18 protein-coding genes and 2 tRNA genes are annotated in these 24,861 nt (G+C 47.4%); 5 read left to right on the top strand and 15 right to left on the bottom strand.

What is annotated here, in order from left to right:
* The first annotated feature begins 174 nt into the window (after positions 1–174).
* Positions 175–690, top strand: coding sequence for a hypothetical protein (locus AXX12_RS13415; protein WP_066243627.1), 516 nt, complete (start codon positions 175–177; stop codon positions 688–690).
* Positions 691–716: 26 nt separating this feature from the next.
* Here AXX12_RS13415 and AXX12_RS13410 read toward each other — a convergent pair whose 3' ends face one another.
* The 3 genes from AXX12_RS13410 to AXX12_RS13400 form a co-directional block, all read right to left on the bottom strand.
* Positions 717–1,622 carry a 5'-nucleotidase gene (locus tag AXX12_RS13410; RefSeq protein WP_066243624.1) on the bottom strand — a complete coding sequence of 302 codons (906 nt, stop codon included), beginning with the start codon at positions 1,620–1,622 and terminating at the stop codon, positions 717–719.
* Between the two features lie 312 nt (positions 1,623–1,934).
* On the bottom strand, positions 1,935–2,237 hold the full coding sequence (locus tag AXX12_RS13405) for a hypothetical protein (protein WP_066243621.1): 303 nt from the start codon (positions 2,235–2,237) through the stop codon (positions 1,935–1,937).
* Between the two features lie 109 nt (positions 2,238–2,346).
* Positions 2,347–2,422, bottom strand: a tRNA-Thr gene (locus AXX12_RS13400).
* A 153-nt stretch (positions 2,423–2,575) separates the two neighbouring features.
* Between AXX12_RS13400 and AXX12_RS13395 the strand changes: the two genes are divergently transcribed.
* Complete coding sequence (locus tag AXX12_RS13395) at positions 2,576–3,472, top strand: DMT family transporter (protein ID WP_066243618.1); 897 nt, start codon at positions 2,576–2,578, stop codon at positions 3,470–3,472.
* 377 nt (positions 3,473–3,849) lie between these two features.
* On the opposite strand, the gene AXX12_RS13390 is transcribed toward AXX12_RS13395, so the two are convergent.
* The 8 genes from AXX12_RS13390 to AXX12_RS13355 form a co-directional block, all read right to left on the bottom strand.
* The gene (locus AXX12_RS13390) at positions 3,850–5,079 is read right to left on the bottom strand and encodes an amidohydrolase family protein (protein WP_066243615.1); all 1,230 of its coding nucleotides are present in this window, start codon (positions 5,077–5,079) and stop codon (positions 3,850–3,852) included.
* Between the two features lie 29 nt (positions 5,080–5,108).
* Positions 5,109–6,359: a citrate transporter gene (locus AXX12_RS13385; protein WP_156478667.1), complete on the bottom strand. Its 1,251-nt coding sequence runs from the start codon at positions 6,357–6,359 to the stop codon at positions 5,109–5,111.
* 45 nt (positions 6,360–6,404) lie between these two features.
* Entirely contained in the window at positions 6,405–7,346 is a 942-nt protein-coding gene (gene arcC, locus AXX12_RS13380) for a carbamate kinase (RefSeq protein WP_066243611.1), read from the bottom strand.
* An 18-nt stretch (positions 7,347–7,364) separates the two neighbouring features.
* Positions 7,365–8,801 (bottom strand): YlbE family protein, encoded by a 1,437-nt coding sequence (locus AXX12_RS13375; RefSeq protein ID WP_066243608.1) that lies wholly within the window; start codon positions 8,799–8,801, stop codon positions 7,365–7,367.
* A gap of 5 nt (positions 8,802–8,806) precedes the next feature.
* Positions 8,807–10,360 (bottom strand): acyl-CoA synthetase FdrA, encoded by a 1,554-nt coding sequence (gene fdrA / locus AXX12_RS13370; protein ID WP_197470721.1) that lies wholly within the window; start codon positions 10,358–10,360, stop codon positions 8,807–8,809.
* Positions 10,361–10,579: 219 nt separating this feature from the next.
* Complete coding sequence (locus tag AXX12_RS13365) at positions 10,580–12,265, bottom strand: PucR family transcriptional regulator (protein ID WP_066243601.1); 1,686 nt, start codon at positions 12,263–12,265, stop codon at positions 10,580–10,582.
* Positions 12,266–12,367: 102 nt separating this feature from the next.
* Positions 12,368–15,418: an AAA family ATPase gene (locus AXX12_RS13360; RefSeq protein WP_066243599.1), complete on the bottom strand. Its 3,051-nt coding sequence runs from the start codon at positions 15,416–15,418 to the stop codon at positions 12,368–12,370.
* Entirely contained in the window at positions 15,415–16,566 is a 1,152-nt protein-coding gene (locus AXX12_RS13355) for an exonuclease SbcCD subunit D (RefSeq protein WP_066243597.1), read from the bottom strand. The genes AXX12_RS13360 and AXX12_RS13355 overlap by 4 nt, the downstream gene beginning before the upstream one ends.
* A 199-nt stretch (positions 16,567–16,765) precedes the next feature.
* On the opposite strand from AXX12_RS13355, the gene AXX12_RS13350 reads away from it, so the two are divergent.
* The 3 genes from AXX12_RS13350 to AXX12_RS13340 all read left to right on the top strand — a co-directional run bounded on the left by AXX12_RS13350 (position 16,766) and on the right by AXX12_RS13340 (position 19,069).
* A complete protein-coding gene (locus AXX12_RS13350; protein ID WP_066243594.1) occupies positions 16,766–17,080 on the top strand; it encodes a YkgJ family cysteine cluster protein in 315 nt (104 codons plus the stop codon).
* A gap of 289 nt (positions 17,081–17,369) precedes the next feature.
* The gene (locus tag AXX12_RS13345; RefSeq protein ID WP_066243592.1) at positions 17,370–18,632 is read left to right on the top strand and encodes a glutamate carboxypeptidase; all 1,263 of its coding nucleotides are present in this window, start codon (positions 17,370–17,372) and stop codon (positions 18,630–18,632) included.
* Between the two features lie 146 nt (positions 18,633–18,778).
* Positions 18,779–19,069 (top strand): hypothetical protein, encoded by a 291-nt coding sequence (locus AXX12_RS13340; protein WP_066243589.1) that lies wholly within the window; start codon positions 18,779–18,781, stop codon positions 19,067–19,069.
* A gap of 241 nt (positions 19,070–19,310) precedes the next feature.
* Here AXX12_RS13340 and AXX12_RS13335 read toward each other — a convergent pair whose 3' ends face one another.
* From AXX12_RS13335 to AXX12_RS13320, 4 genes are all read right to left on the bottom strand, one after another.
* Complete coding sequence (locus tag AXX12_RS13335; protein WP_197470720.1) at positions 19,311–19,934, bottom strand: HD domain-containing protein; 624 nt, start codon at positions 19,932–19,934, stop codon at positions 19,311–19,313.
* 275 nt (positions 19,935–20,209) lie between these two features.
* A complete protein-coding gene (locus AXX12_RS13330) occupies positions 20,210–21,001 on the bottom strand; it encodes an amino acid ABC transporter substrate-binding protein (RefSeq protein WP_066243586.1) in 792 nt (263 codons plus the stop codon).
* 243 nt (positions 21,002–21,244) lie between these two features.
* Positions 21,245–21,319, bottom strand: a tRNA-Gly gene (locus AXX12_RS13325).
* An 891-nt stretch (positions 21,320–22,210) separates the two neighbouring features.
* Positions 22,211–24,688 carry an NACHT domain-containing protein gene (locus tag AXX12_RS13320; protein WP_066243583.1) on the bottom strand — a complete coding sequence of 826 codons (2,478 nt, stop codon included), beginning with the start codon at positions 24,686–24,688 and terminating at the stop codon, positions 22,211–22,213.
* Positions 24,689–24,861: the final 173 nt, after the last annotated feature.

Genomic DNA, 24,861 nt, shown 5'->3' with positions numbered 1-24,861 from the left:
TTGCCGTTGGCCGGTCTATCTGTTTGAATATTCTCGTTATAGAAAAAAATTCCTGCAAAAAATTGGGACTTATTGTTTGGAAACTGCTTCTCTTACTCTCGGCGGTAAATTCAAGCAGGACTTCAACCCTCGTTGCCGAATAATGGCAAAAAAGAGTTTCGGGAGGGATTCAGTGTGTTGGCTCGAATGACGAGGATTTGGATTGGAGTGGCGGTTCTGCTGCTATTATCTATGCCGATGACGTTCGCGGGATCACCGCGAGAAATGGATTTTGACGGAATCCAAATTACGCTTGGACAAGCGAGCAACCAAGCTTTGTCACACTTACATGGCACATTTGACCTGCAACCGGTCAGTGGGCAGTCTGGTTCTTATACGGTTCAGACCAAGGGCAAGTCAGGCAAGGTGCTTGGCATAGTCACTTTTCAAAATGGAAAAGTTGTTCAACTTGAGCGCGAACGTGGCAATGTCTTTGATGTCGGTCAGGGAAAAATAATAACCACTCTGATGAATGAACTTGTAAAAGAAGGCAATACCCATGCTGAGTTTGCGATGGACAAGCGGCTGATAAACGGCGTCAGCCATGACATCATTATCGTAAAACTTCCGGGCAAGCGTCTCTATATTAATATCAGCAACCCAGCGACAGGCAGCGGGCAGATTATTTTCCGTGAAATACTAGTAGAATGAATAAGGTGAGGCCTTAAGGCCTCACCTTATTCATTCTTTACGCCGCTCGGCACATGCCCTGTCGGCGCTACTCTTGACGCGCTTTGGCAATACGTCTGTTGGTCGTCAAAGAATATATGCGGCTTAAACTTATCCAAGATCGGCGCCTTGTCTAAGCCGCCGAGGAAGAACGCCTCATCAATGCGCACTCCCCAAGACCGCAGCGTCTTAATCGCTCGTTTATGGGACGGCGCACTGCGGGCCGTCACGAGCGCGGTGCGGATCGGCATCTCCGCCGAGTTGCGGTAAGATCGCTGGACTTTGTTAAGCGCTTCAAGAAATGGCTTAAACGGTCCTGGCGGCAATGGGATGTCACTTTTCTCGACTTCATGTCGCACGAACTCTGCCAGCCCATGCTCTTGATACACCCGCTCAGCTTCATCACTGAAAATTACCGCATCACCGTCAAAGGCGATTCGGATTTCACCGCTTTCGTCATCAGTAAATTGCAAATCAGTATAAATAGTCGCACTGGCATAACCGTTCGCCAGTGCTAACCGTACATCATCCGGGTTAGCGGACAAAAACAGATCTGCTCGAAAGGCACTGAGATATTGATACGGCGAGCGGCCGTTGGTGAAGGCAGCCCGTGTGATATCTAACCGATGATGCTCAATGGAATTAAAAACCCGCAGCCCGGTGTTGGGGTCATTCTTTGACACCAAGACGATCTCCACCGCCGGTTCTTGCGTCTCCGGATAACGTAACGCCAACAGCCGTCGAATCAACGGGAAGGCAACACCGCAATCCAATGTCTCCTCTTCATGCTGCATTTGGTAGCGGGCATAGGCTTCTACCCCTTCGTTCTCAAACAGCCGGTTGCTCTCATCTAAATCAAACAACGCCCGCGATGAAATCGCGACCACTAGTTTATTGTCTAATGTTGTCGGCATAATTGATCCTCCCACACATAGATAAGTAGAGCTTTCCCTGTCAGGTCTGGAATTTCCTGCTCTAGCTTCTGACATGGTTAAGAAAGACCACTGACGTGTCTTTGGAGGGACGAAGAACGTATAGCGGTTAAAGTGATCGCGAAGAGTCGAAGAGCGCAAAGGCATTTTATATAGTAAAAATACCGCTTTGCGAAGCTTGCGCGCTTCGCGGGCTTCGCGCTAACGAACTTCTACTGTTATAGTCTTTAGACGGTCGAAAAAGGGCCCTAGCCAATCGCTAGAGCCCTCATTGTATTTCTCTCTATATAGCAACTACTTAATTGCACTTACGGCTTTTACCACCAGCGGATAAACGGCTTGAATCACCTGAAAAGCAGCAAAGCAAATGATTAAAGCCCCACATCCCTGAACTACTCGTGTGAATATCCTTGTCGTCCGGAACAGGCACCTCTTTTGCAACGCTCTGCTTCCATACTTACCCAGTAGCGCTACTGCGCAAAAAAGAATTAACAGAAATCCGAACTGGCCTGGGGCAAAGAAGCCAATCGTGCCTTCCCACAAGATTTTGGTAAACTCCCATACATAGGCTGCACTACGGACAAGAATATCATACATACACGCACTCCCCCCTTTACTAGTATATATGTCGTAATGGGGTTTGGCAGACTTGATGATTTGAGGATATGAAAAAAGATTCTAGCAAATAGCTAGAACCCCGTTTTCTTGGAGCCGATAGTCGGACTCGAACCGACGACCTACGCATTACGAATGCGTTGCTCTACCAGCTGAGCTACATCGGCGTATAATACGTTATATAGTATACTGCGTAGCGTTCGTAAAGTCAATATCGGCGAACCATCGACCTACGCATTATGAATGCAGAAGTGGCGGGCAGGATTTCTGTCAGCCATGTGGAAATCAGATTACATTCAGCTGTGAAAGGAAACCCGCTAATGAAACTAAGTCCTATTTACGCCGAATACATTCTAATCTTTGTCGCGTTTGTCTGGGGCTCAAATCCGCCAGTTATGAAGTGGAGCCTGCAGTATATCGACCCGATGTCCTTTAACGCCATGCGCATGATGGTCGCTTGTATCTTATCCAGCGCTCTTGCCCTGCTTCGCAAATCGTCTCAACCGTTGCGGCGAGAAGACGTACCCGCCTTATTTAAGATTAGTGCATTCGGCTTTTTTGTCTTTCAGATTTTCCTTACACTTGGCGTAACCCGGACTACGGCTGGTAATACTTCATTATTGCTGGGAATGCTACCAATTTCTGTCGCAATCATTAATGCCATTACCGGCTTAGAACGAATTACACGAAGAATCATGATCAGTATCGCCTTAACTTTGCTGGGCGTGATCGTAATTGTTTTAGGCTCAGGCCAAGAACTAAGCTTGGCAGGCGACCATCTTGTTGGCGCCGCTTTTCTCCTGTGCGCGCAATGCGGGTACGGCTATTACACAGTCTTCTCCCGTAAACTGACTGAGAAGTATTCACCTTATCAGATTAATGCCTGCGTGTTTGCCATAACCACCGCATTGTTTGCGTTGATCGCTCTACCGTCAATGATCGTGGCTGACTGGAGTCAGGTAGCTTTATCTGCTTGGGGCGGCATCATTTACTCAGGAGTCTTTCCTTTATGGATCGGCAACATTCTCTGGGTATGGGGCGTTGGCGTAGTCGGCAGCGCCAAAGCGTCATTGTTCAACAACCTGGCACCAGTGTTTGCGATTCTGATTAGTTATCTGTTGTTGGGCGAAGCCTTCGGCCTGATCCAAGCATTAGGGGCGGCAATCATTTATGCGGGCCTACATATTGGACGAAAGCAGCCTGAAACTGCAGAGTGACTATTGGCTCTACGAGGGAAAAGAGCCCTAGTGCTATGTCAAAGGTTCTAAACCACTAGATTTCCATTCTTCAGTTTGTCGAGAAACCCTGTTTCAGACCGTTTAGAAATGTCAAGATGTTGTTACCTATGAGACTAGCAACTAACTGACGCAGGAAAACGGAGTAGCATCACTAGGCAGGCCCGCCGACCCAGCAGCGATGCGTACTTAAGGGTACGCTAGCAATGGGGTGGCGGGCCTATTGCGCAACTCTTGGCGCTTTAGCGCCTTAGTGTTGGCGGCATACCCCTTGCGGGTACCAACGCAGATGGGCGTTTATCAACGGTCTGGGGAATGGGCTATGCAGAAACTGCGTTTCGGCATAGCCCCATTCTTAATTAAATTGAGTATCTTCTTTCCGTTTGCCGCTGCGTCTTGATAATGACCTTGCCGCCTTTGATGACATACAGCTTATCCGGCAAGTCGATGATGGCGTCGCTGACCTTTTTGGTATCCAGAAGCACCACGTCGGCATTGCAGCCCTCTTTTAATCCATAGTTGCTAATATTCAGCGCCTTAGCCACGCGGGTTGTAATCATCGGCAGCACACTAGGCAGATCATCAGCGCCGCCTAGGTGCGCGGTGGGAATGGCTAGCATGGCGATTTGGAATAAGTCGCCGTTACCATATGGCGTAAACGCATTGCGAATATTATTGGAACCCAGACAGACATTTACGCCCGCTTTGTTCAGCGCACGCACCGGCGTCAAAGCGCGGCGCACATTATAGGTATCGTTCCGTCCGCCCAGATGTAAATCTGTCGCCGGTAAACACATGACGTTAATCTGCGCCTCAGCCATCAATTCCAACAGTGGATGCAACTGGTCGGGAGGAAATGCTCCTAAACTGGTCATATGGCCGACGCTTACCCTGCCTTGATAACCTTCAGCAATGGTTTTTCTGCACAGGTACTCGATTGACGTTCCGGCAATATCATCCTTAAAATCCTGGTGGAAATCAAGCGGCATCTGATACTTTTTAGCAATCTCGAAAACTAGGTCAATATGATCGTTGGCAGAAAAATCATTATAGGGAATTCCGCCGACTACATCGGCTCCCATTTTAACGGCTTCATGCATCATGGCTTCGGTGCCGGGGGCTTTCATAATGCCCTCCTGTGGGAAGGCAACCACCTGCATGTCGATAACATGCTTATACTTTTCTTTGAGTTCAAGAATAACCTTAAAACCGGTAAAGCCGCCGGCCGGGTCAAACTCCGAATGCGTGCGTACATGGGTAGCGCCATTCTTGATAATCATTTGCAATGCCTTTTCAGCGCGTTCCCTCACATCTTCCTTTGTAAATGAAGGCTTAAGCGCAGCAGTAACCGTTATTGCCTCTTGCAGTGTACCGGAACGATTAGGTTTACGATCGGCAATCAATGCTTTATCCAGATGCAGATGACTTTCGACCAGACCTGGAATGAGCACTCTCCCGTCGGCCTCGATGATCTCGGCAGCGTCCATGCCGAGTTCTGGCGCAATGGCGGCGATTTTCCCCGCGCAAAGCCCTACATCAACCAGTGGCTGATTGTCTTCCAACCTTACTTTTCTCAAGATAATATCCATACTCTTCACCCCTCTAACCATTGTTTATACTACACCAATACCAGTGACATAACCAGGAGAATGGCCATACACATCAGAACCCAGGGCGAATTGCCCTTGGACACCTGCTCAATCGGTATCTGGAAGCCAGATGACAGAGCTTGCATGGTAATGTTAACGAAACTCATCTGACTGCCAAGCCCGACGCCCATGACTACAAAACCCATAGAAAGCGGCGAGAACTTGAGTGCAACGGTTACCGGAATAATCATAGCCAAAACGGTTCCGACGTACGCTCCAGCCGGCACACCAATCAGGAAACCGGCCAGCACAGCGGCAGGGTTCATCAACCAGTCGGGAGCGGCCTGGGCGATGCTCGCGATGGTTTTGAATGCACCAATCTTTTCAATCATGTAGATAAAGGTCAGAAAGAAGCCAACACCGAACAGTCGGGTCAGGATATAGCTTGAGCCATCCATCAGAGCATTGAACGAATCATTTATCTTCATCTTGGTGCAAACAGCAATTAACAGAATAGTCGTAATGCTGTACACAAGCGGGCTGAGCAACGGCATGCCCACCGCCTTATTGACGAAAGGCCCCGCCAGCACGGAGAACAGCAGGAATATAGCGGGAAGCGTAGTACGCCATAGCTCAGCATCAGTCGATGTATTTTGCTCAACCGGCGATCCCGGTTGCACCAGCACGCCGCGTTTTTTCGCTCCATAGTAAGCAATGCCGAGTGCAATCAGAGAGAAAATTATCCAGTATGGCCGCATAAAACTCACATAATCCTGTACCCCTACTCCGGTCAGTTTAGAATAGATACTGGATTCGAGCGATGCCGGTGAAGTGGTGAACGAAACGGCAGCCGCGATCGACATGCCGGCGATGACCTCGGGAATAACGCCAACTGCGGCAAATGCCAGCGGCGCGAGAACGACAGCGGTGCCGCCGCCGATTCCTGACATATAGGTGGCAGCAGCCTGCAAAAATACGATAAAGACAGCCATCATCTCGACGCGCCCGTTCACAGCTCGATTCATCAGCGTAAGAGCGGAGGTGTAACCGCCGGATTTGAACACAGCAAATGCGATAGCCGAATTGATGATAGGAACCATGATGGTCAGCAGCAGCGGCATAGTGTCGAGGAAAATCTTGTTCGCAGCTGCGAGCGAGATACCGCCGATCAGCATGGCGAGAATACCTCCTACCAAGCCGGCGGCAATCATGTTTACCCGTTTGAACAAGAGCACAAGAATAACAATGAGAGGCAACACACTAATTAATGCATTTATCAAGTAAATCTCTCCCTTACTCATTATTAGTGAGACCAGATACGCTTTTTATGGCGTTATTACCGTCCCCCCCTCCAGTCCATGTTGAATTTGTTCTAGTGATGTAATCAGCGCAGTATTGCCGCTGCTGCGGACAAAGGCCACTGCTGCCGCAATTTTCGGTCCCATGCTGCCTGGTGGGAAATGACCTTGATCATAATACAGCTGAGCTTCTGCAACTGTCATTTTATCCAGATAGCGAACGTCCGGCTTGCCGAAGTTGATCGCGACTTTATCTACGCCTGTGACTAAGACCAATATGTCAGCATGAATTTCTTCAGCTAAAACGGCAGAAGCGAAGTCTTTGTCAATGACAGCCTCTACACCTTCTAGATCTCCGGTTGGGCCTTCAATAACCGGAATACCGCCACCGCCGCAGGCGATAACAACCTTCCCTGCCTTAGCCAATTCTTCAATTGCTGACTTTTCAATGATACTGATCGGCTTGGGCGATGGGACAATTCTTCGATATCCTCTCCCGCTATCCTCAGCAAATATAAAACCTTTTTTAGCGGTCGCAATTTCAGCAGCCTCTTTGGTTAAAAACGGACCAATCGGTTTCGTGGGGTGAAGAAAAGCAGAATCGCGCGGATCAACCATCACGTGTGTTAGCACGGTGACAACATCGCGCTTTACGCCTCGCTGCTTAAGTCCATTGAGGCATGAACGCTGGATGAGATAACCAAGTTGTCCTTGACTCTCTGCTCCGCAAACATCTAACGGCATGGGAGGGATAGTTTCTTTAGCCGCTTCAACCTGCAACAAAATATTGCCTACCTGCGGCCCATTCCCATGAGTCAATACGACGTTGTTCCCACTGGCAATCAGATTGACAACTCCAGACAGGCCTATTTCGATATTTTTTACCATCTCATCGAGTGTGCCTTTTTGGTTTTCCTTGGTGATTGCGTTGCCGCCAATAGCGACAACTATCAGCGTCTGTTCTGGCATTGTTTCACCTCATGCCTGTTATTCGCCATCAAGTGGAAACGCTTTGAGCGCTTTAACAAAAGCAGCCATCGGCGGATTCACGATACCTGCGCCGATTTGGCCTACTCCCGGCTGCTTGTGTGCAACGCCCGTGTTGATAATCGGCAATATGCCGGTTTCAACTACCTTGCAAATGTCAATACCGGCGGCTACGCCCTTAAAATCGAGATTCGGCATTGGCATGTTCGGATTGCGGTCAATCACAATATCACCCATGGTGAGGCTGTATTGTATAGCGTCCTCTACCGAGCCGGCGCCAACAAAATTAACAACCGCCGGGGCGCATCCCATGGCCATGCCACCGATGCCGATACATTCCGTAATCGAGCTGTCTCCCATGTCCAGGTTTGCGTCCTCTTTTGTAAACCCTGGGAAATACATGCCTTGCACCTCATTGCAGGGTCCGGTAAACCATTGGGAGCCCAAACCGCTGACTTGAATCCCGAATTCCACTCCATTGCGGCTCATGCAGGTAACCATCGTACTGTAAGGAATATCTCGTGTGGGATCCATAATCGATTTCGCGGCAGCCATCGCTATATTCAGGAAAAACTGCTCATTGCCTTTGACGACAAATTCTACGATCTTCCTGGACTGCCCATGATCCTTGACCACTTCTGCCAATTCGCCAGCTATTTGCTTATAGAACTGCAGACTGGCCGCCACATTGCGTTGATGCATTTCGTCACCCATAGCCAACGCTTGCGCCATGATCGGGTTCAGCTTGACGCCGCCTGCCATGGCAATCGCTTCATCCAACACTGGCGCAAGAACCATTTCCAGCCACTTCAAGTGTTTGATGACTGCGTCGCTATTGGCGCCGAATCGCATGACCTTACCCAGTCCCTCATTGATCGTGCAATATGCATAATTGCCAAAGGTAATGTTCTTGACAACAAATACCGGCATCGAGTAACTAATAATGCCTGTCATTGGACCGACTGCCTGGTGATGATGATTAGGGCCATAATCGATGCCGCCCTCATCCATCAGCTTGATAGCGTCTGCTTCTGTTTTCGCTAAACCCTCATAGCGGATAGCGCCAATAAAGGCAGCGCGCATCGGTCCGCACATATCTTGCCACTGAACAGGGGGGCCGGCATGAAAAATCATGTTTTTCTTCATGCCGGGAAATGCTTCATTTGCCGTTTTTATGCCGACCATGACTGCCTGGCCGGCTTTAAGACGCTCATGCGCTTCACGATTGGCGCGGTCAACCACAGTTAACCCGTTCTCATCACAGGGCAGGGACTTGAGTTTGAAGAGGATATCAATCAACTCTTTATCTCCTCCGGCAGGAGGCTTCCAGTTTAAGTGGCAGTATTCAGTGCCGTTTTGTTTAAATGCCTCAGTGAAATGTTCGAGGCCGATATTCACCACATTTGGCTTTTCTGTAAAGAGTCCTTTTGCCGCCATTTGCACTAGCCCCTTTCCCTTGTTTGTATAACATCGCATGCCAGTTTTGCCGCTAAATCATTAGACGGCAGGATAATTACGCCAGCATCCTGCAGTTTTTTGATCTGGTCGCTGCGACTGGGAACATCTTTTTCAGTGCCAGTTACAGAGGCAATCAGACACGGCAGGCTGTGTTTTTTGCCGGCTGTCTTGATAATACCGGCTAAATCACCAGCCTGATCCGGGAAAGCACCATGACCAATGACTACATCAAACAGGACGACAGCAACCTGAGGATCGGCCAGTTCTTCGGCAATACGCTTATGTTTGCTTGTCGGATCAATCATCGGATGCGGTTTGCCAACCGTAAATTCATCTTCGCCCATGTCTAAAAAGGTATGCCCGATGCTGCGTTGCAGATTAGCCAAGCGGTTCATGTTCTTCAATGGAATGTTGGAATAAATGCTGGCAGGATCGATTACTTTCCCAAAGATATCTAGAGCTTCATAGCATAAAGTGCCGCCGCCGAAAATACCTCTTAGGAACCTGCCATCTGTCGCTTTATCAACAGCATCCTGTACTTTCTGCTGATAAACAGCGTCATCAATGAGAGAGGCTGCAATACCGCCAGCCAGCTTGACCGCCAACAACGCCGTGTGCGCCAGTGTCGCCGCTGTTTTTGCTCCAGCTGCTGTTTCCAGTCCATAGTCGTCACTGCCTACATAGTGCACAACCACCGGCTTTGTTGTTTGCTGAATTAGCTCGGCAATCTTGGCTCTGACCGAATCATGCGGAGGTTTTGAAATCAGTACAATAACCTTGGTGGCATCATGCTGAATAAGGTATTGAAGTCCTGTGATAAAGCTTATACCGCCGACTTCTTGCTTGAGATCGCGCCCGCCAGTGCCGATAGCCTGACTGATGCCCTGCCCCATTTGATCGATGATACATGTTACTTCCTGGGTACCTGTACCGGAGGCGCCAACCACGCCAATACAGCCTTCAGCTACATTATTGGCAAACGCCAGGGGGACACCATTGATGATTGCCGTGCCGCAGTCAGGCCCCATGACAATTCTCCCGGTATCCCGCGCCATTTCTTTTAATCTGCGTTCATCAGCTATACTGATATTATCGCTATACAACATGACATCCAGATTGTTGCGCAACGCTTTGGCTGCTTCATAGGCCGCATAATCACCAGCCACTGAAATCAGCGCCATGTTGCGTCCTGAATCAGCAGCGAGTGCCTGTTCCAACCGTTCAGGAGTTTTGCTGCCATTAGACTGCTTTTTCTCTTGATTGGAGGTAGAAATCATGTCTACAGCAACATGTATCCCCGCCTCTGCCTGTTCTTGGGTTTGCGCAATCAGAGAAATAGCCAGATCATCCGGTTTGGCATTTTGAATTTGCACTGTCATCAAGCCTGCCGTCTGAAACAATTCTTTGTTCCGCTCTGTAGCCATCATCACAGAAGCCATTTCAACACCGGCTAACTGGCTTAATTGGCTGGAGACTTTCATTAAAAATACTGAATCACGATAAGAGCCTGCGACTACTAATGACTTAACATGTCCCAATAGAATCCCTCCTGGTGTATTTCCCAACATTAATCGGCATTTGCCCCGACATAAGTTGTTGAAATATTTTTTCTATTATCTCTCAATAAAACTATATCATTAACTTGCGCCAGTCGTCATTGTGCATACTTGTTGAATCCAAAAACCTTTTTTATGCATTGTGCTAAAAATGAAGAAAGACCGTGATCCACTTAAGTGGATCACGGTCTTTCTTCGCATTTACGTCTCGCGATTATCCATTACTTTTTTCATTTTCATCATTAGCAGGAGAAACATCCGGACATTATTGTTAGCTAAGTCAAGATTAATGATTTCGCGAATCTTATCCATCCGATAGGTTAGGGTATTCCGATGGATATATAGAATCTGCGCGGTATTGGAAAGATTGAAGCCATTGTCGAAAAATGTCCGGAGTGTTTTAACCAACTCCATTTTGGCATTTTTCCGGTCGAAATCTTCTAGCTGCCCAAGAGTATCTTTGTACAAGAATTCGTATTTGCTCCAATCTGCGTCAGCCAGCAAATACTCGATAATGTAGTCTTCAAAATAATATATTCCATCTCTTGTCACACTCGATGAACCGCGGCCAATGCGCATTGCCTCCAGTGCCGAGTTGTAACTCTTTGACACATTGATTGCCGAACCCGCCAGGCCGATTCCCGCGGACACAGTCAGCCACGGAGCGCAACTTTGTTTAATCTCACATTTGATTGAATCCACAATCTCAGTAATAGTGTCTTTAGCGTTGGCGGCAAACATTGAATACGGCAGCAGCAGTACGATTTGGTCGCTTTTACTAAAACTGGATATTGATAAACCTGCTTGTTCGATCACATTGTCGGCAATGTGAGTGATTTCTTTTTTCAATTTTTGTACAGATGTTTCGTTTCCCGAGAACGTATTAAGAAAAATATGATTAAAGTGATCTATCCCAAAGACCAAACACAAATATTTTTCATCAGCGTTGATGCCAAATTGGGCGCCACGGCGCTCCAGCACCGCTTTCGACTTAATATTGCCGCCCAGATAGTCGTTGAAAAAGTCCGCTCGCAGATTTTGTTGCATTTCCCGTTGTATCTTTCTCTTTAGCAATTCGAGCCCAACAACCATGGCGGCCTGCTCAATTGCCGCCCGATCCGATACTCCCGCCGTTTGCATGGTATTAATAATAAATATGTAGCCCATTAAACGCATATCATGAATAACCGGAAAAGACTCCATCGCAATGTGTTTGCCGTTAACGTGTGCGCTGGAAGCTTGATGGCCGGGCTGAGCATCTCCTGCCCGTGTTGTCTTGACGAAATCCTCCAAATTGATTTCATCGAGAATTGTAGGTAATGCGATTACCGATTGCTTCGACTGAGACTGGCAGAGTATATTCCAACTATCATCACAGATAACAACACTATTTTGTACAAATGAAACCAGCAAATCGGAGATATTCTGCAACGTGCCGCCTTTTAAGACGGCTGTAGTAAAGCAATTATGCACGTCATAGGCGTGTTTTAATAGCGCTGCTTGTTTATTGACAATCTCCCCCATTAATTCATTCATAACGATAGAAATGTTCTTATCGGCGGGGATCTCAATAAGCGGAAACTGCAGCTGATTGGCAAGATCGATCATGTCTTGCGGGATGGTGCGAAAAAAGCGTTTGACTTTAATTGCTAACCCCGCGCAGCCTCTGTCGTTGAGGTCTGTCAGCAATTGTTTTTGCTCATTCACATTATTGCGGATAAAGTATCCGGTTGTAAGAATCATTTGATTGGGCGCTACCCAATCGACGACGTCCGGAACATCCATCTGATTTAATGACTCGATTGGCCTGTTCCCGCCGCCCAAGCCGCCGACAAGGACGCAATCCGCCAAGGCGGCCGTTTGCAGGGCCTCGTTTACTGTCAGCATGGCAAGACCTCCGAAATAGCGTAGTTTATTCATGCCTAACGCGGCAAATATCCTTTACGCACTGCGCCCCCCGATTACTTCTGCGACCAAGACGCACCCCTGTCAGCTCACTCTAAATACTGCGGTACTGCCTTTCGCCGAAACTGCAATCTCCAACCGGGCGTCAATTCGGTCCTTCAACTCCGGCACATGGGAGATGATACCGACCAGACGTCCGCCTTGCTGCAGAGCGATCAGCGCTTGTAGAGCGAACTCCAGCGTCTCGGGGTCGAGAGTGCCGAAGCCTTCATCGACGAAGATCGCATCAAGGTGGATCCCGCCAGCATAGGACTGGACGACGTCAGCCAGCCCCAGTGCCAGCGACAGAGAGGCCAGGAACGTCTCGCCGCCGCTGAGGGTAGTGACCGGGCGGGCAACGCCGGTATAGTTGTCAAACACCTCTAGCTCCAAGCCGCCGGCAGAATTCCGGCGCGCTCGGTCCATGGTGCGCTGCAGTTGGTAGCGGCTCCGGCTCATCGTCTTCAACCGTTCGTTGGCGGCGATGGCAACATCATCAAGGAGAGCGCCGAGTACGAAGCGCTGAAAGGTTAGACCGAATTCGTTTTTGCCATTGGCGACTTCAGACAGGCGGCCAAAAACAGCATAGCGGGCTTCCAACTGGTTTAAGACTTGCTGTAGTTCTTGCAGACGTCGCAACCATTGTTCGGTCTGCTTAACTTGCCCGGCTAGGCTCGTGTGCTCAGCCAGGGCTGTTTCATAGGCGGCTTTGGCAGACTCAATTCCACTCTGTAATCCCGCCAGATCAGGCGGATTCAGCTGTTCAACTGCGACTTGGGCGCGGTTGTTGCGCTCCCGAGCGGCGGCAAGCTGCTTATCGAACATGCTAATCTGTTGCTCCAGTTGGTTCAGGCGGTCAGGTTGCCGCTTGGCTTGTTGAAAATCTGCCATCGTAGCAAATCCTGCAGCCGTAACGCGCTCAAACAGACTTTTACTTTCCGAAATCAACCGGGTCGAAAGAGTCGCCAGCGCCGACTGAGCGGCTGAGCGCGCAGTCTCTAGTTGGGCAACTGTTCGATTGGCTTGTTCTGCCTCTTTTTGCGCCTGCTCAAAGGCATTTTTCAGCTGTTTATGCTGGTTTGCGGCGGCAAATTGCGCCCTTTTCACCAGTTCAACATCACGGAACTGGAGTGGCACGGCCGCTTGCCGTTCAGCAACCACTGTCTCGGCAGCCTTTAGCCTACCCTCAGCCTCGCGTTGCTCACTGTCAAGGCGTTCGAGCGCCTCGGCTGCGTTTTTCTGCATTTCGGTCAGTTGTTCCAAGCGCGAAGCCAGCGTCTTACTATCCCGCTCGGCAATGACTGCCTGCTGATAGCGTTCACGCGCCTGCTGCAGTGTGGCAGTAAGCTGCGCCAATCCCGTATCGGCGGCATCCTGTAGCTCTTGCGCCAAATCACTAACCCGACTGGCCAGCAAGTCTCGCTCGCTATCCGCTTTAGCGCTTTGCTGACGCAGCTTTTCCCGGCTGGCTTCTGCTCGCTGCAATTGACTCTGCCTGTCTTTGATCACCTGGCTGTCTGGTAGCGGCCCGCGGCTTTGCGCTTTATCGGGGTGGTGCAGAGAACCGCATACAGGACAAGCGGCACCTTCGGTAATCGACGCAGCAAGGATGGCGGCCTGTCCGTTCTCCCATGCTTCTTGCAGCACAGTAAGTTGCTGCTTAGCTGCTAGCAATGCAGCATCTTCTGCGCGCAAACGCTCGGCCAGAGCATTTGCCTGAGTTTGCGCTACAGTCAGTTCACCGCGCGCCACCTCAAGCAGCTTACGGCGGGTAATCTTCCGTTCGGCTTCTTCGACCGCCAGACTTCTGCCTTGTGCTTCTGCTGCAATTCTCAAAGCCTGTTGATATTGACCAGTCTTAGCGGTTGTTTCTTCCTGAGAATTTTTTAGCAGCAGACTGGTTTTGTTTTTATTGGCTGCAGCCTGTTCTGCCAGCAGTCTGGCCTGTCCTACCGCCGTCTCGGCTTGTTGCAGTTCAGCGGCTTTTATTTCTACATCGCTTAGATATTGAATTTGGCGAATTGCTTCTTCCCTCACCGATTCACGGCCAACTTCTTCCGCCAGCTGACGGGCCGCTTCCGTTTGCCGGCTTACCGCCAGCTCGAACTTCTCACTTATATGGGCAACATCTGACTTTCCTTTCTCGACATCAGCGGCCAATATAGCCACAGCCCGCTCGGCGTCGATAAGCGCCGCCGCCTTGAGTCCATTTGCCAATTCTTCACGTTGTTGGCTAACCTGCGGCAGCTTTTCCTCCAGGCCTTGCAACGCCTGCGCGGCAGCCGCCGCCTCGGCAAACTTGGCTTGCAGCATCTGGCCTTGTGTCAGCTTTTCCCGGGCCTGTTTAAGCTCTTGGTCGGCTTGTCCCAATGCGGCAGACAAGCGAATCGCCTGCTCGCGATCGGCATTCAGCCGTAAGCTCAGCTCTTCGCCGGAGCCGGCCGCCGCTTCTTTGAGAACCCAGTTCGCTTCTTGGCTCGAGACGTCATACTGTTGCTTCAGCTCTTGGGCTTTACTCTTGAGCTTTTCCTCAATAATTTGAAACAGCTCAGTTTTAAACAGAGTCTGCATAATTTCCTGGCGTTCTGCGGAATTTGCCGTCAATAGTCGGCGAAAATCTCCCTGTGGCAGCAGCACTACCTGACGGAATTGACTGCTCTTGAAGCCTAGCAGCCGCTCCACATAACGAGTCACTGCTTCCCATCCGGTTTCCAGCACCTCTTCCTGGTCGCCGACCAAGCGCCATAGCGTGGCTTCCGGTTTGACCTTAGTTTTTCCCTGACCACTCTTCTTGGGACGTTCTTGCTCCGGTCGGCGCTCCACCCGATAAATCGCCTCGCCAATAGCAAAGTCAAAGCAGACCTGGGTAAGCTGATCCTCACTGGCGTGATCGCTGCGCATCGCTTTGCCGTCGCGAACCGCGCCGCTGGTATCGCCATACAAGGCGTAGCACATCGCATCCAAAATCGTGGTTTTGCCAGAGCCGGTTGGTCCATGAATCAGAAAAAATGAGCGGTCTTGCAGTTCGCGAAAGTCGAGTTCCTGTTTGTCGGCATATGGACCGAAAGCATGCATAGTTAAAGTGACTGGCTTCATCCTGCCACCTCCCGGCGGTCTCGATAAACTTCCTCAAGAGCAGCGGCAAAGCCAGCCTCCTGCTCGCTGTTCAGTTTAACCCCTGTAACTTGCTCAAAAAATGAGGCAAACAGATCATGATCAGTCAGGCGGCGATGGTCGGCAACCGGACCACGCAGCTCACCAGTGGCGTTCAACTGAGTTCGCTGGATTTCCAGCACATTCGGATAGATCGCCCGCAGACGGCCCATCGGATCCAGTACCGGCCCATCATCCTGCAGAGTAATCTGTAGATAATCTTCAACCGACTCACCTAACTTCGGTCTCTTCAAGAAATCTTCCAGCATCCCCTCCACACAGCGTACATCTCTTCTGGGAGCCAGCTTGATTCTTTCTGTTGAAACCTCGCCTTGCTGATTGATGTCGACTAGGTATAGCCCCTTCTCATGATCCGACTCTGAAAACGAGTATTTTAGCAGCGAACCCGAATAGCGAATATTTGGCTTGCCCACTGTCTGCGGTTTATGCAGATGCCCAAGCGCAGTATAGTTGAAACGCGAAAATACCCCTGCCGTCACCGTTTCTACCCCACCGACCGAAAGAAACCGCTCTGACTCGCTTGATTCTCCACCGCTGATGAACGAGTGAGCAATCGCTACCGTCCTCGCGTCAGCCGGGACCTGCCGCAAAACATGATTGATCTGCGCCTGCATCGCCCGCTCGCAATCAGCCGCATTTTCATCCAGCAGTGAGCGCACGACAGCCGATTCGGCATACGGCATAGGCAAGAAGTACACCGGCCCGGCCGCATCATTGATCACTACGGGATCGTTCATCGATGCCAGCGGGCCAACCACATGAAGCCCTTGGCGGGACAACAGGCGATTGCCAAACCCCAGCCGTTCCGGGCTGTCGTGATTACCGGCGATCATGATCACAGGTATCTGGTAGTCGAGCAGAATCCGCGACAGCGTTTCGTCGAGCAGCTGCACTGCTTCCGGCGGTGGTACCGCCCGGTCGAACACATCGCCAGCGATGACCACTGCGTCTGGTTTGCTATCACCGACCAAGTTCACGAACTGATCCAGGACAACTGCCTGATCCTCGGTCAAATGGACGCCATGAAAGATGCGTCCTAAATGCCAGTCAGATGTATGAAGAAAGCGCAAAATATTACACTCCTATCGTCTATCAAGATTCTTTCTTAACTTCGCCAAAGACTGTGAGCAACCCTTCCTTAAGAGCAGCACTGCCGCCAGGAAGAAAAGACTTTCGCAATGGAAAAGGATACCAGCGCGGAACAGAGAACGATATTACATACAGTTGAAAGTCCCTTTACACAAGCAACATCGAATGGAGGCCTGTTGAATGAGCAAATCTGCCGATCAAGAGCCTGCCTGTACTGATGTGATCGTTGAGGCATGTACCAGTTGCAAGAACAAAGACTGCTGCAAAGAGTTCCTGGTCTATCTTAGCCCATCAGAGCGCCTACGTCTTAAAAACCATGAGGACTATTCGCAAAGCATCGATCCTGACGCCCTTGCCTTTTTGGCAAAACGAGAAAACGGTGAATGCTATTACTTGACGTCCACAGGCTGTTCCATCTGGTCTAGACGTCCTAGTGCCTGTCGTGAATACTCTTGCCAGGAGCATGACTTTCTCCAGGTTTCGATAAAGTTATAATGAGGCTGTTACAAAACGCCCATCTGCGTTGTTGCTCCTGCGGTTACTTGCTTGCGTACCCCGCGTACGCGGCGCGGCGTAATCCTCGTCACGCCTAGCATCTGGACATTTTCTAACAGCCTCCATTTCTATGGTTGCGTGTTTTTGAAACACACTTAATAAGCCTTTTCTATAATCGGTCCTCCGTAAAGCGCGAATTTACATTCGTCCGGGAGGATTTTCCTTTTAATTACAGAAAATAGTTATTGAAACAGGCTGCAATCATGCAGCACAAAAAGGAGTGTTGTTAATGACACGGTATTCCGGCAGACTCGCAAAATCGCTGGCAGTCACATTAACCATCCTATTTCTCATTTGCAGTATCTTACCGCAGGCGCAAGCTGCCCGCAATGATGCCCTCTATGAAAAGTGTGTTGTCCAAAAAGACACTTTATTGGCCGATCTAGCCGCTTTTGTCAACATTGACAGCGGCAGCACCTATGAGCCCGGCCTGAAAAAGTATCAGGGTCTGCTGATTGAGCGCCTGAAAGAGCTGGGAGCAGAAGTTGAATACCAAGAAGTCGCTAAGCCACAAGCAGGCTATAACATTGTTGCCACCTTCCGCGGCACCGGCAAAGGCACTGCCTTGCTCCTCGCCCACGCTGACACCGTTTGGGCAGCCGGCACAGCCGAGAAGCGCCCCTTCCGAATTGATGGCGACAAAGCCTACGGGCCAGGCGTATCTGACGAAAAAGGCGGTATGACCCTAGTTCTGCATGCGCTCAGCCTATTAAAAGAGATGAATTTCCAGGATTATGATCGCATTACGTTTGTCATTAACCCGGACGAAGAAAAAAGCTCGCTCATGTCTCGCGAAGTCATCATGCAACAAGCAAAGCTGCATAAATACGCCTTATCGGTTGAGCCGGGAATTCCTGGTGATGCGGTGATGAACTGGCGAAAAGGCATTGGCCGCCTGACCATGGAAGTATCCGGCCGTAACGCCCACGCTGGCATTGAACCGGAAAAAGGCCGTAACGCCACTGTCGAGCTGGCGCATCAGATTGTCCAGCTCTCTAATTTGGGCAATGCCGAGAAAATGACCACAGTCAACTGGACCCTGCTCGACAAAACCAAAACTCCGGTCAATGTTATTCCCGACTACGCTTGGGCGCAAGCCGATATCCGGGTCATGTACCCCGAAGAGTATGACCGCATCATGAGCGACGCCCAGAAGATTGCTGCCTCTACACTTATCCCTGATACTAAAATCAAATTCGATTTGTTCCGCGGACGACCGCCCTTCTCCAAAAATGATAAAACCGATGCTCTCGTTGCCAGCATGCAAAAGATCTATGCTGATGAGCTCGGAATGACGCTCAAGGTTGAAGGCTCGGGCGGCGGCTCTGACGCCAACTACGCCGCCATCGTCGGCGCTATCGCAGTCGACGGCCTCGGCATCGTCGGAGGCAATGACCACAATCCGGACGAATACATTGAGCTCAACAGCGTCGTCCCCCGTCTGTATTTGTTGACCCGTACCCTGATGGATATTGGCAGCGGCAAGCTGTAACCAAAGAGAAAGTCTTCCGGCGCGCCGGAAGACTTTCTCTTTTTGTTTGTTGTTCGAATCGCACCTTGGCATTGCAATGGCATAGAATGATGTGAATACCCTACGTCGTGTATGCAACGCAAATCAACTAGTGTGAGGCACTCGTAATGGAACAGTCTGCATTTTTTTCGCTGGGACCTGATGAGCAAGTTACACTGGCAGCAATTTTAGCCATTTTTTTGTCGAAGGGGCTTAATGCTGACCAACTTGGAATTCTCGGTAATTTCTTGCTCGGAATCGGGCAGAACCTGCTGATCATTCAAGCCGTCGTCTCCAGCCAGCCGGAGGCCGACCCGCCGTGTTTAGCGTCAACTTGCCAAGACACGGCTAAGACTCTCGCCGAACTGCGGAAAGAGGTTGAGGTATTAAAGGTGAAAGTCGCAAAGCTGGAAGGTTAAGAAAAACAGTTGTGCGACGGTCTTCGGGAAATAAGATTGCGTAGCACAAGCTGCACAAACGCCACTAGCGCCACTATGGACGGTTAGCATTCTCATTGCAGAAGACTTACGCATATCGTTTCTTGTTGTAGGTTCCCTTAGCGCAGGCGCACAGCGCCTTTCGCGTTTTCGTGGCCAATCATTTCTACCTACAGAATCTCCGTGTCACTCCGTTCCCTTCGTGGCAAAACGTATCTAATCGCTATCGCGGCAGAAAACCTTGCCTGATAGAATCTTCGATGATTTCGTCAACCAGCGTTGCCAAGTCTGCCGAAATCTCTTTCGTCCGCTTATTCCGTTCCACCACTTTGCTGCTGGATATGCCATGCTCATGCCATGACCGCCCGTCAGTGTGATATTGCAGCAGTAATGGCTGCAGCCGGTCAATCGCGTCGGCGAACCGCGCCTCCGGCGTAACTCTTGCTTCGAATTCTTGCCAAAGCGTTGTGAACTCATCAGCCTGATCCGGCGGCAGCATGCCAAACAACCGCTCAGCCGCCTTCTCTTCCCGCTCTTCTTTATCAAGCAAGCCTTGCTGATCGTAACAATAGGTATCGCCTGCATCGATTTCTACTAAGTCATGGACCAGAACCATTTTTAGCGCTCGGACTGGATCGACGACCATGTCGGTGTGCTCCGCCAACAGCATCGCCATGACCGCCAAATGCCACGAATGTTCGGCGTCGGTCTCATTACGTGATCCCTGGGTGATATAGTTTTGACGGTAAATGCTCTTCATTTTGTCGATCTCAACAATGAAGGCAATTTGTTGCTTTAACCGCTCGTACTTATTCAGGATGATCTCTCCTCTCGTTTTAGCAGACAATCTACAGGTACTTCCAGCTAAGCAAAAGAATCTCCTGCTACGGATAAGGTATGATTGTTAGTGCTTGTCCCCTTTGCAAAGAGGGACAAACCAAGCGACAGAGAATCTCACCTGTGCGCATATTATCCCTTTTTCTCGCGTTCCCTTAGCGCAGGCGCATAGCGCCCTTCGCGTTTTCGCGGCTAATAAGAGGTCCCTAGCTGACTGGCTCTTCCGCCTCAACAATAATCAAGCCTTCCGGCAATGCCGGAAGGCTTGATTTACCTGGAGCAAAATTACCTTACAATGTCTGCACCAAACCATTGTTTAGATATTTTTGCCGATGTCCCGTCTTTCTTCATTTCATTGAGTGCAGCCTGCACTTTATCACGAAGTTCTTTATCATCTTTTCTGAAGCCAACGCCATAGACACCCACTTCACCCATCGGCTTTTCAATGGCTACATACTTGCCAGCTTCTTTGGACATGTAGTATCTGCCCAGTATTTCATCAGTAACAATAGCATCTATTCGGCCTGCTTTAAGATCAAGAAATGCAGCAATACAGTCAGGATACTTTTTAAGATCTTTTAAGGAAGCCTTCAGCTTAGCGTCCTTTGACACTACTTCATCACCAATGCTGGATTCCTGAACACCAACGGCTTTACCGGCCAGGTCGGCAGCACCTTTAATCGGGGAACCGGCCAGCACGAAAATCAGTTGTTTGCTTTCCATGTACGGGTCACTGAACAGCACGTTCTTTTTGCGTTCTTCAGTTATATTCATGGCATTCCATAAGGCATCAATGCGTTTGCCGTTCAGTTCCATTTCCTTAGCGCTCCAGTCGATCGGCTTGAACTCGACCTCGACATTCAGTCTTTTTGCAGCTTCTTTAGCCATATCGATATCAAACCCGACGATGTTATTCTTATCATCTCTAAAGCCCATCGGCGGGAAGCTGTCATCTAAACCGATGACAATCTTTTTCTTCGTCTGTGCTGCTGGCGCTTTCGTATCCGCACCGCCGCAACCTGCAAAGATCGCACCAGCCATAATCACCAATAGCACCAGTCCAATTATCTTTTTCATATAAACCCCTCCAGTTAAATATCATGCATAATTGCAATCGATAATGTTATTATACTTTAGTTAGATGAAATAGTAAAGGGGTAATTAGTTAAGATTTTAAAATAGTCCTTAGTGGCGCTTGCGCGTTTCGTAGCGCTAGCGTCCGTTCCGTTGCGTTTTAAGGCTTCGCGGCACCTTGATCCTCATAGATTCTGAGAGTCAGAAAAAGCCTTCCGACACAATTGCCGAAAGGCTTGAATTACCTGGAGCGGGCAAAGGGATTCGAACCCTCGACCCACGGCTTGGGAAGCCGGTACTCTACCACTGAGCTACGCCCGCACCTATTAGGAAACACAAGGGTTTCAGACTCACAGTCCAAAATGTATACTCTGAGGTATACTACCCAACGCAAATAATCATACCATAGAAATTCAGCGAAATCAAGGCACGGGAGGCATTTCTTACCCGCTTCCCAAAGCAACCTCCCTCTTGCATAAGACAGCATAAATATACAAGCGTGTTATCGCATACCCTTTCTACGAAAGGCTACGCTGTCGAGGGTTCGAATCCCTTTGCCCGCCTAACTCCAGGTAAGCTCAAGGCCTCTGGCGAGACTACACAAGAAGTACTTTTCCATTCTATAGAAGCGTACAAGCAATAAAAATCTCCTAACTAATTTTGACGTAAGTAAGGGAAGTCCTATAATAATAGTATAGATAGGGTTTACCCCAATTTCCGTCATTTCGCTTGTAATCCCCCGAATGACTCTTTTTTCCAATTGTAAAAATCTCAGCATACTCATTTATTTTTAAACATACCAAGTCCAATAGGTTTTGAACGACAGGGCAAAGGAATAAGAAAAACCCCCTTCAAGAGAAGGCGGCCTCTCGTTATCTCTCAATATTAAAGTCCCATACAAGGTCTACCCCGAGTTACAAAAAATTGAGAAAAATTTTTTAAGCCATTTATATTTGAATGCTCTAGGATTAATGTCGTACATGTGTGAGAAATGGCTACCCCCATTTGGAAGCCCCACCCCTCCCCATTGTAATCGTAAAATGTAATATACAGATATGTTGCCTTTCTAGACATAAGGATTTACGCAACTATACAAGAAGTTCAGTCTTTCTTCTGAAGATGCAATGCTTATGCATATTTCATTTTACGAGAGGCGATGCCTGTGTTATGCAATCATTCACCTAGCCACAGCTGCCCGAACAAAGATGCTAGCTATTTTGGTATCCTTTTAGATTTCTTCAACATAGCATCAGACTGCTGGGTAAAGCACCTAATAATTTCATCAGTAATCATACTGCTTGGAGTGTTCTCTAAAAATGGCAGATCTTTACTCTCCTCTTCTTTTAAGTACTCCAAGAAAATCAGTACACGCTTTAAACGCCATTCTAAAGACTGCTTAGGATACTCATAGGTGACTAGTTTGTCTGTAATCTCATGCATCTTTCTGAAATACTCCATAGAATGAATATGCGTATCTTCACAAAGTCTCTCCAAATATGCAAAGTTCTTCATTAACACAGTAATATAATAATAACCTGACGATGTTAATTTTACATATTGAGCATCATGCCCGCTATTATTGACACCATTGTCAGCCTGTATTAATCGTCTTCTGAGTAAGGGGGTAATTATTTCTCTAAAACTAAACTGACTTTTACAAACATCATTAAAAACATCGTATAATCTGTCTACATTAAAATATCCTTTACCAGCAGGACTATCCAAGCTTTTCTTCTCACTTAAGTAATAGAGAATTCGAACTTTAGTAAAATGAGAATAAAATCCATCGTCATCAATAGTAAACATATTAAGCATTAAGCTTTTATCAGAATGATAATACATATAATCCCCTAAAGCTATACTTCTGACAAAAGCGTGAAACGGAATTTTATAATTACCTTGTGTTAAATAAATCTCTATATATTCACGTGTATTTGTATGCCCAGAAGTCAAAAAAGTTCCTAAAAGGTCAGCTGCTAATCTTAAATTGCCCGCTGATAATGCCTCAAATAATTCGATATTAATTGTATCATTTTTTTGGTATAGCGACTCTTTTATTATATTTAAGAAGTTTTCTGTTTTGATTTCGCATCTTATACCATTCTCACTATTAAGATACAACATTTGCTTTCCTACACGTCTAATAGCAGCTTCAATTCTTTTTGCTAAAATTGCCGAGACCGAGGGAGCAGAGATATGATATGCATAGCAATTATATGCATCGAAAGGCTTTGTATTTCTTAACCGCCAATAAGAATCTTCTCTCATAGATAGCAAAATAAGACTATTAATTCTTTTTGAAAAATCATAAGCTGCAGTTACACATTTTTTTTGAAACTCTTCACTAAGTTGGTCTGCATTATCAATTGTAAGACATATCATTTTTTTATAGCGTTGGTTCATAGATAAAAATTTCAAAACATCTTCACAGAACTGAGCTTCGTTTAAAGTCTTATTTAGCAAATGCTCGGATACTTTAATGTCAAAATCTGTTTTATTCTGCTCAAACAATGGCTTTAATACGCCATTTTGCATTCTAACTATTTCAGAACGATATATTTCCTGTAAAGTTTCCCAACCATCAATATTTAGAAAGCTGTATCGTTCTCTTAATTGCTGAAGAATTTCCTTAAGGATATAGTTTTTAACATCAATAGATTCACTTGACTGTTGAGTAAAATCAATATATAACCAAATAACTTGCGCTCTTAATGTTTGGGGCAGTATCGACTTAAAGTATCTATGTATAAACGTTGTTTTTCCAGAACCAACTCCTCCAACAATAATCATCAAATCAGATTTCTTATAATCCTCAATAAAAGCCTTTTTTTGCCTTCTAAAATCTTCATCAAAGAAATCCGAATCTTGTATCGGCAAATCTAACCGTGGGATTTCATCAATTATTAGATCGGTTAACTGTTTATCATATTGTGGGATTCGTTCATTTATGCAATAACATTCTTCTAATAAATCTAATTTATCATCAGATACTAAATCAGTAAAAAAGTGATTAATTATTTGTTTAATGCTTATGTCTAATTGATTTCGATTCATTCTAGCATCAGCGTTGTAGGTTATATCATTCATACTCTTACTGAATTGTGGCAATTGACGTATCGGCTTATCAGCGTCATCTAGCAGTTTGCATAAACTATCAACTCCGTCTAAGTATGGACAAAATATATTAAAAAAATTAGTAAAGTTGTTAATAATGTCATCTATCCCATTAAAAAGATACGTGTCATATTTTCTTTTATGGCTATTTATAAGAAATACAGCAAATTGCAATCCATTAGAAATACACCCTATTTTTTTATTATTAAAAACACAGTATTCATATGCCTGATTTAATGCTTTAAGAGTATTGTTATCTTTAGAAATTATGCCTGTTCTTTTACATCTTTTCACTTGATTGGGCAAATTAAAATAAATACCCGCTTTTTTAGCTTCAATTATAAAACTATTTTTATTTGATTCAAAACAGTAATCTATGTACTTTGTATTTTCTTCACTTTTGATACTTTCTTCTCTCTTGATACAATTTTCGTCCCAACCTAAGATATCTCTAAAAATATAATCAATTATTTTGCTACGAGTATCACTTTCAGTTAAAGATTGTGCGGAATACTCCAGCAACATTCCTCTGCTTTTTACTAATTTATCATGTTTTTGGTCAATAGATTCTATCATTATATCCCTCCTATCTAATCCACAAAACACAAAAAAAGAATACTGTTATTAAAATATCACACAGTACTCGAATATCCTCTTTTAAAGTCGATTTATTTAGAATATTTTATATATCTTTGCATTTTACGTTAAAATCATTATAAATAAAGATCTATCTAACTAAAGTAAGTAGA

The organism is Anaerosporomusa subterranea (genome assembly GCF_001611555.1).
Lineage (GTDB): Bacteria > Bacillota > Negativicutes > Sporomusales > Acetonemataceae > Anaerosporomusa > Anaerosporomusa subterranea.
The sequence above is the reverse complement of the archived record's forward strand: the minus strand, read 5'-3'. Positions and strand labels throughout refer to the sequence as shown.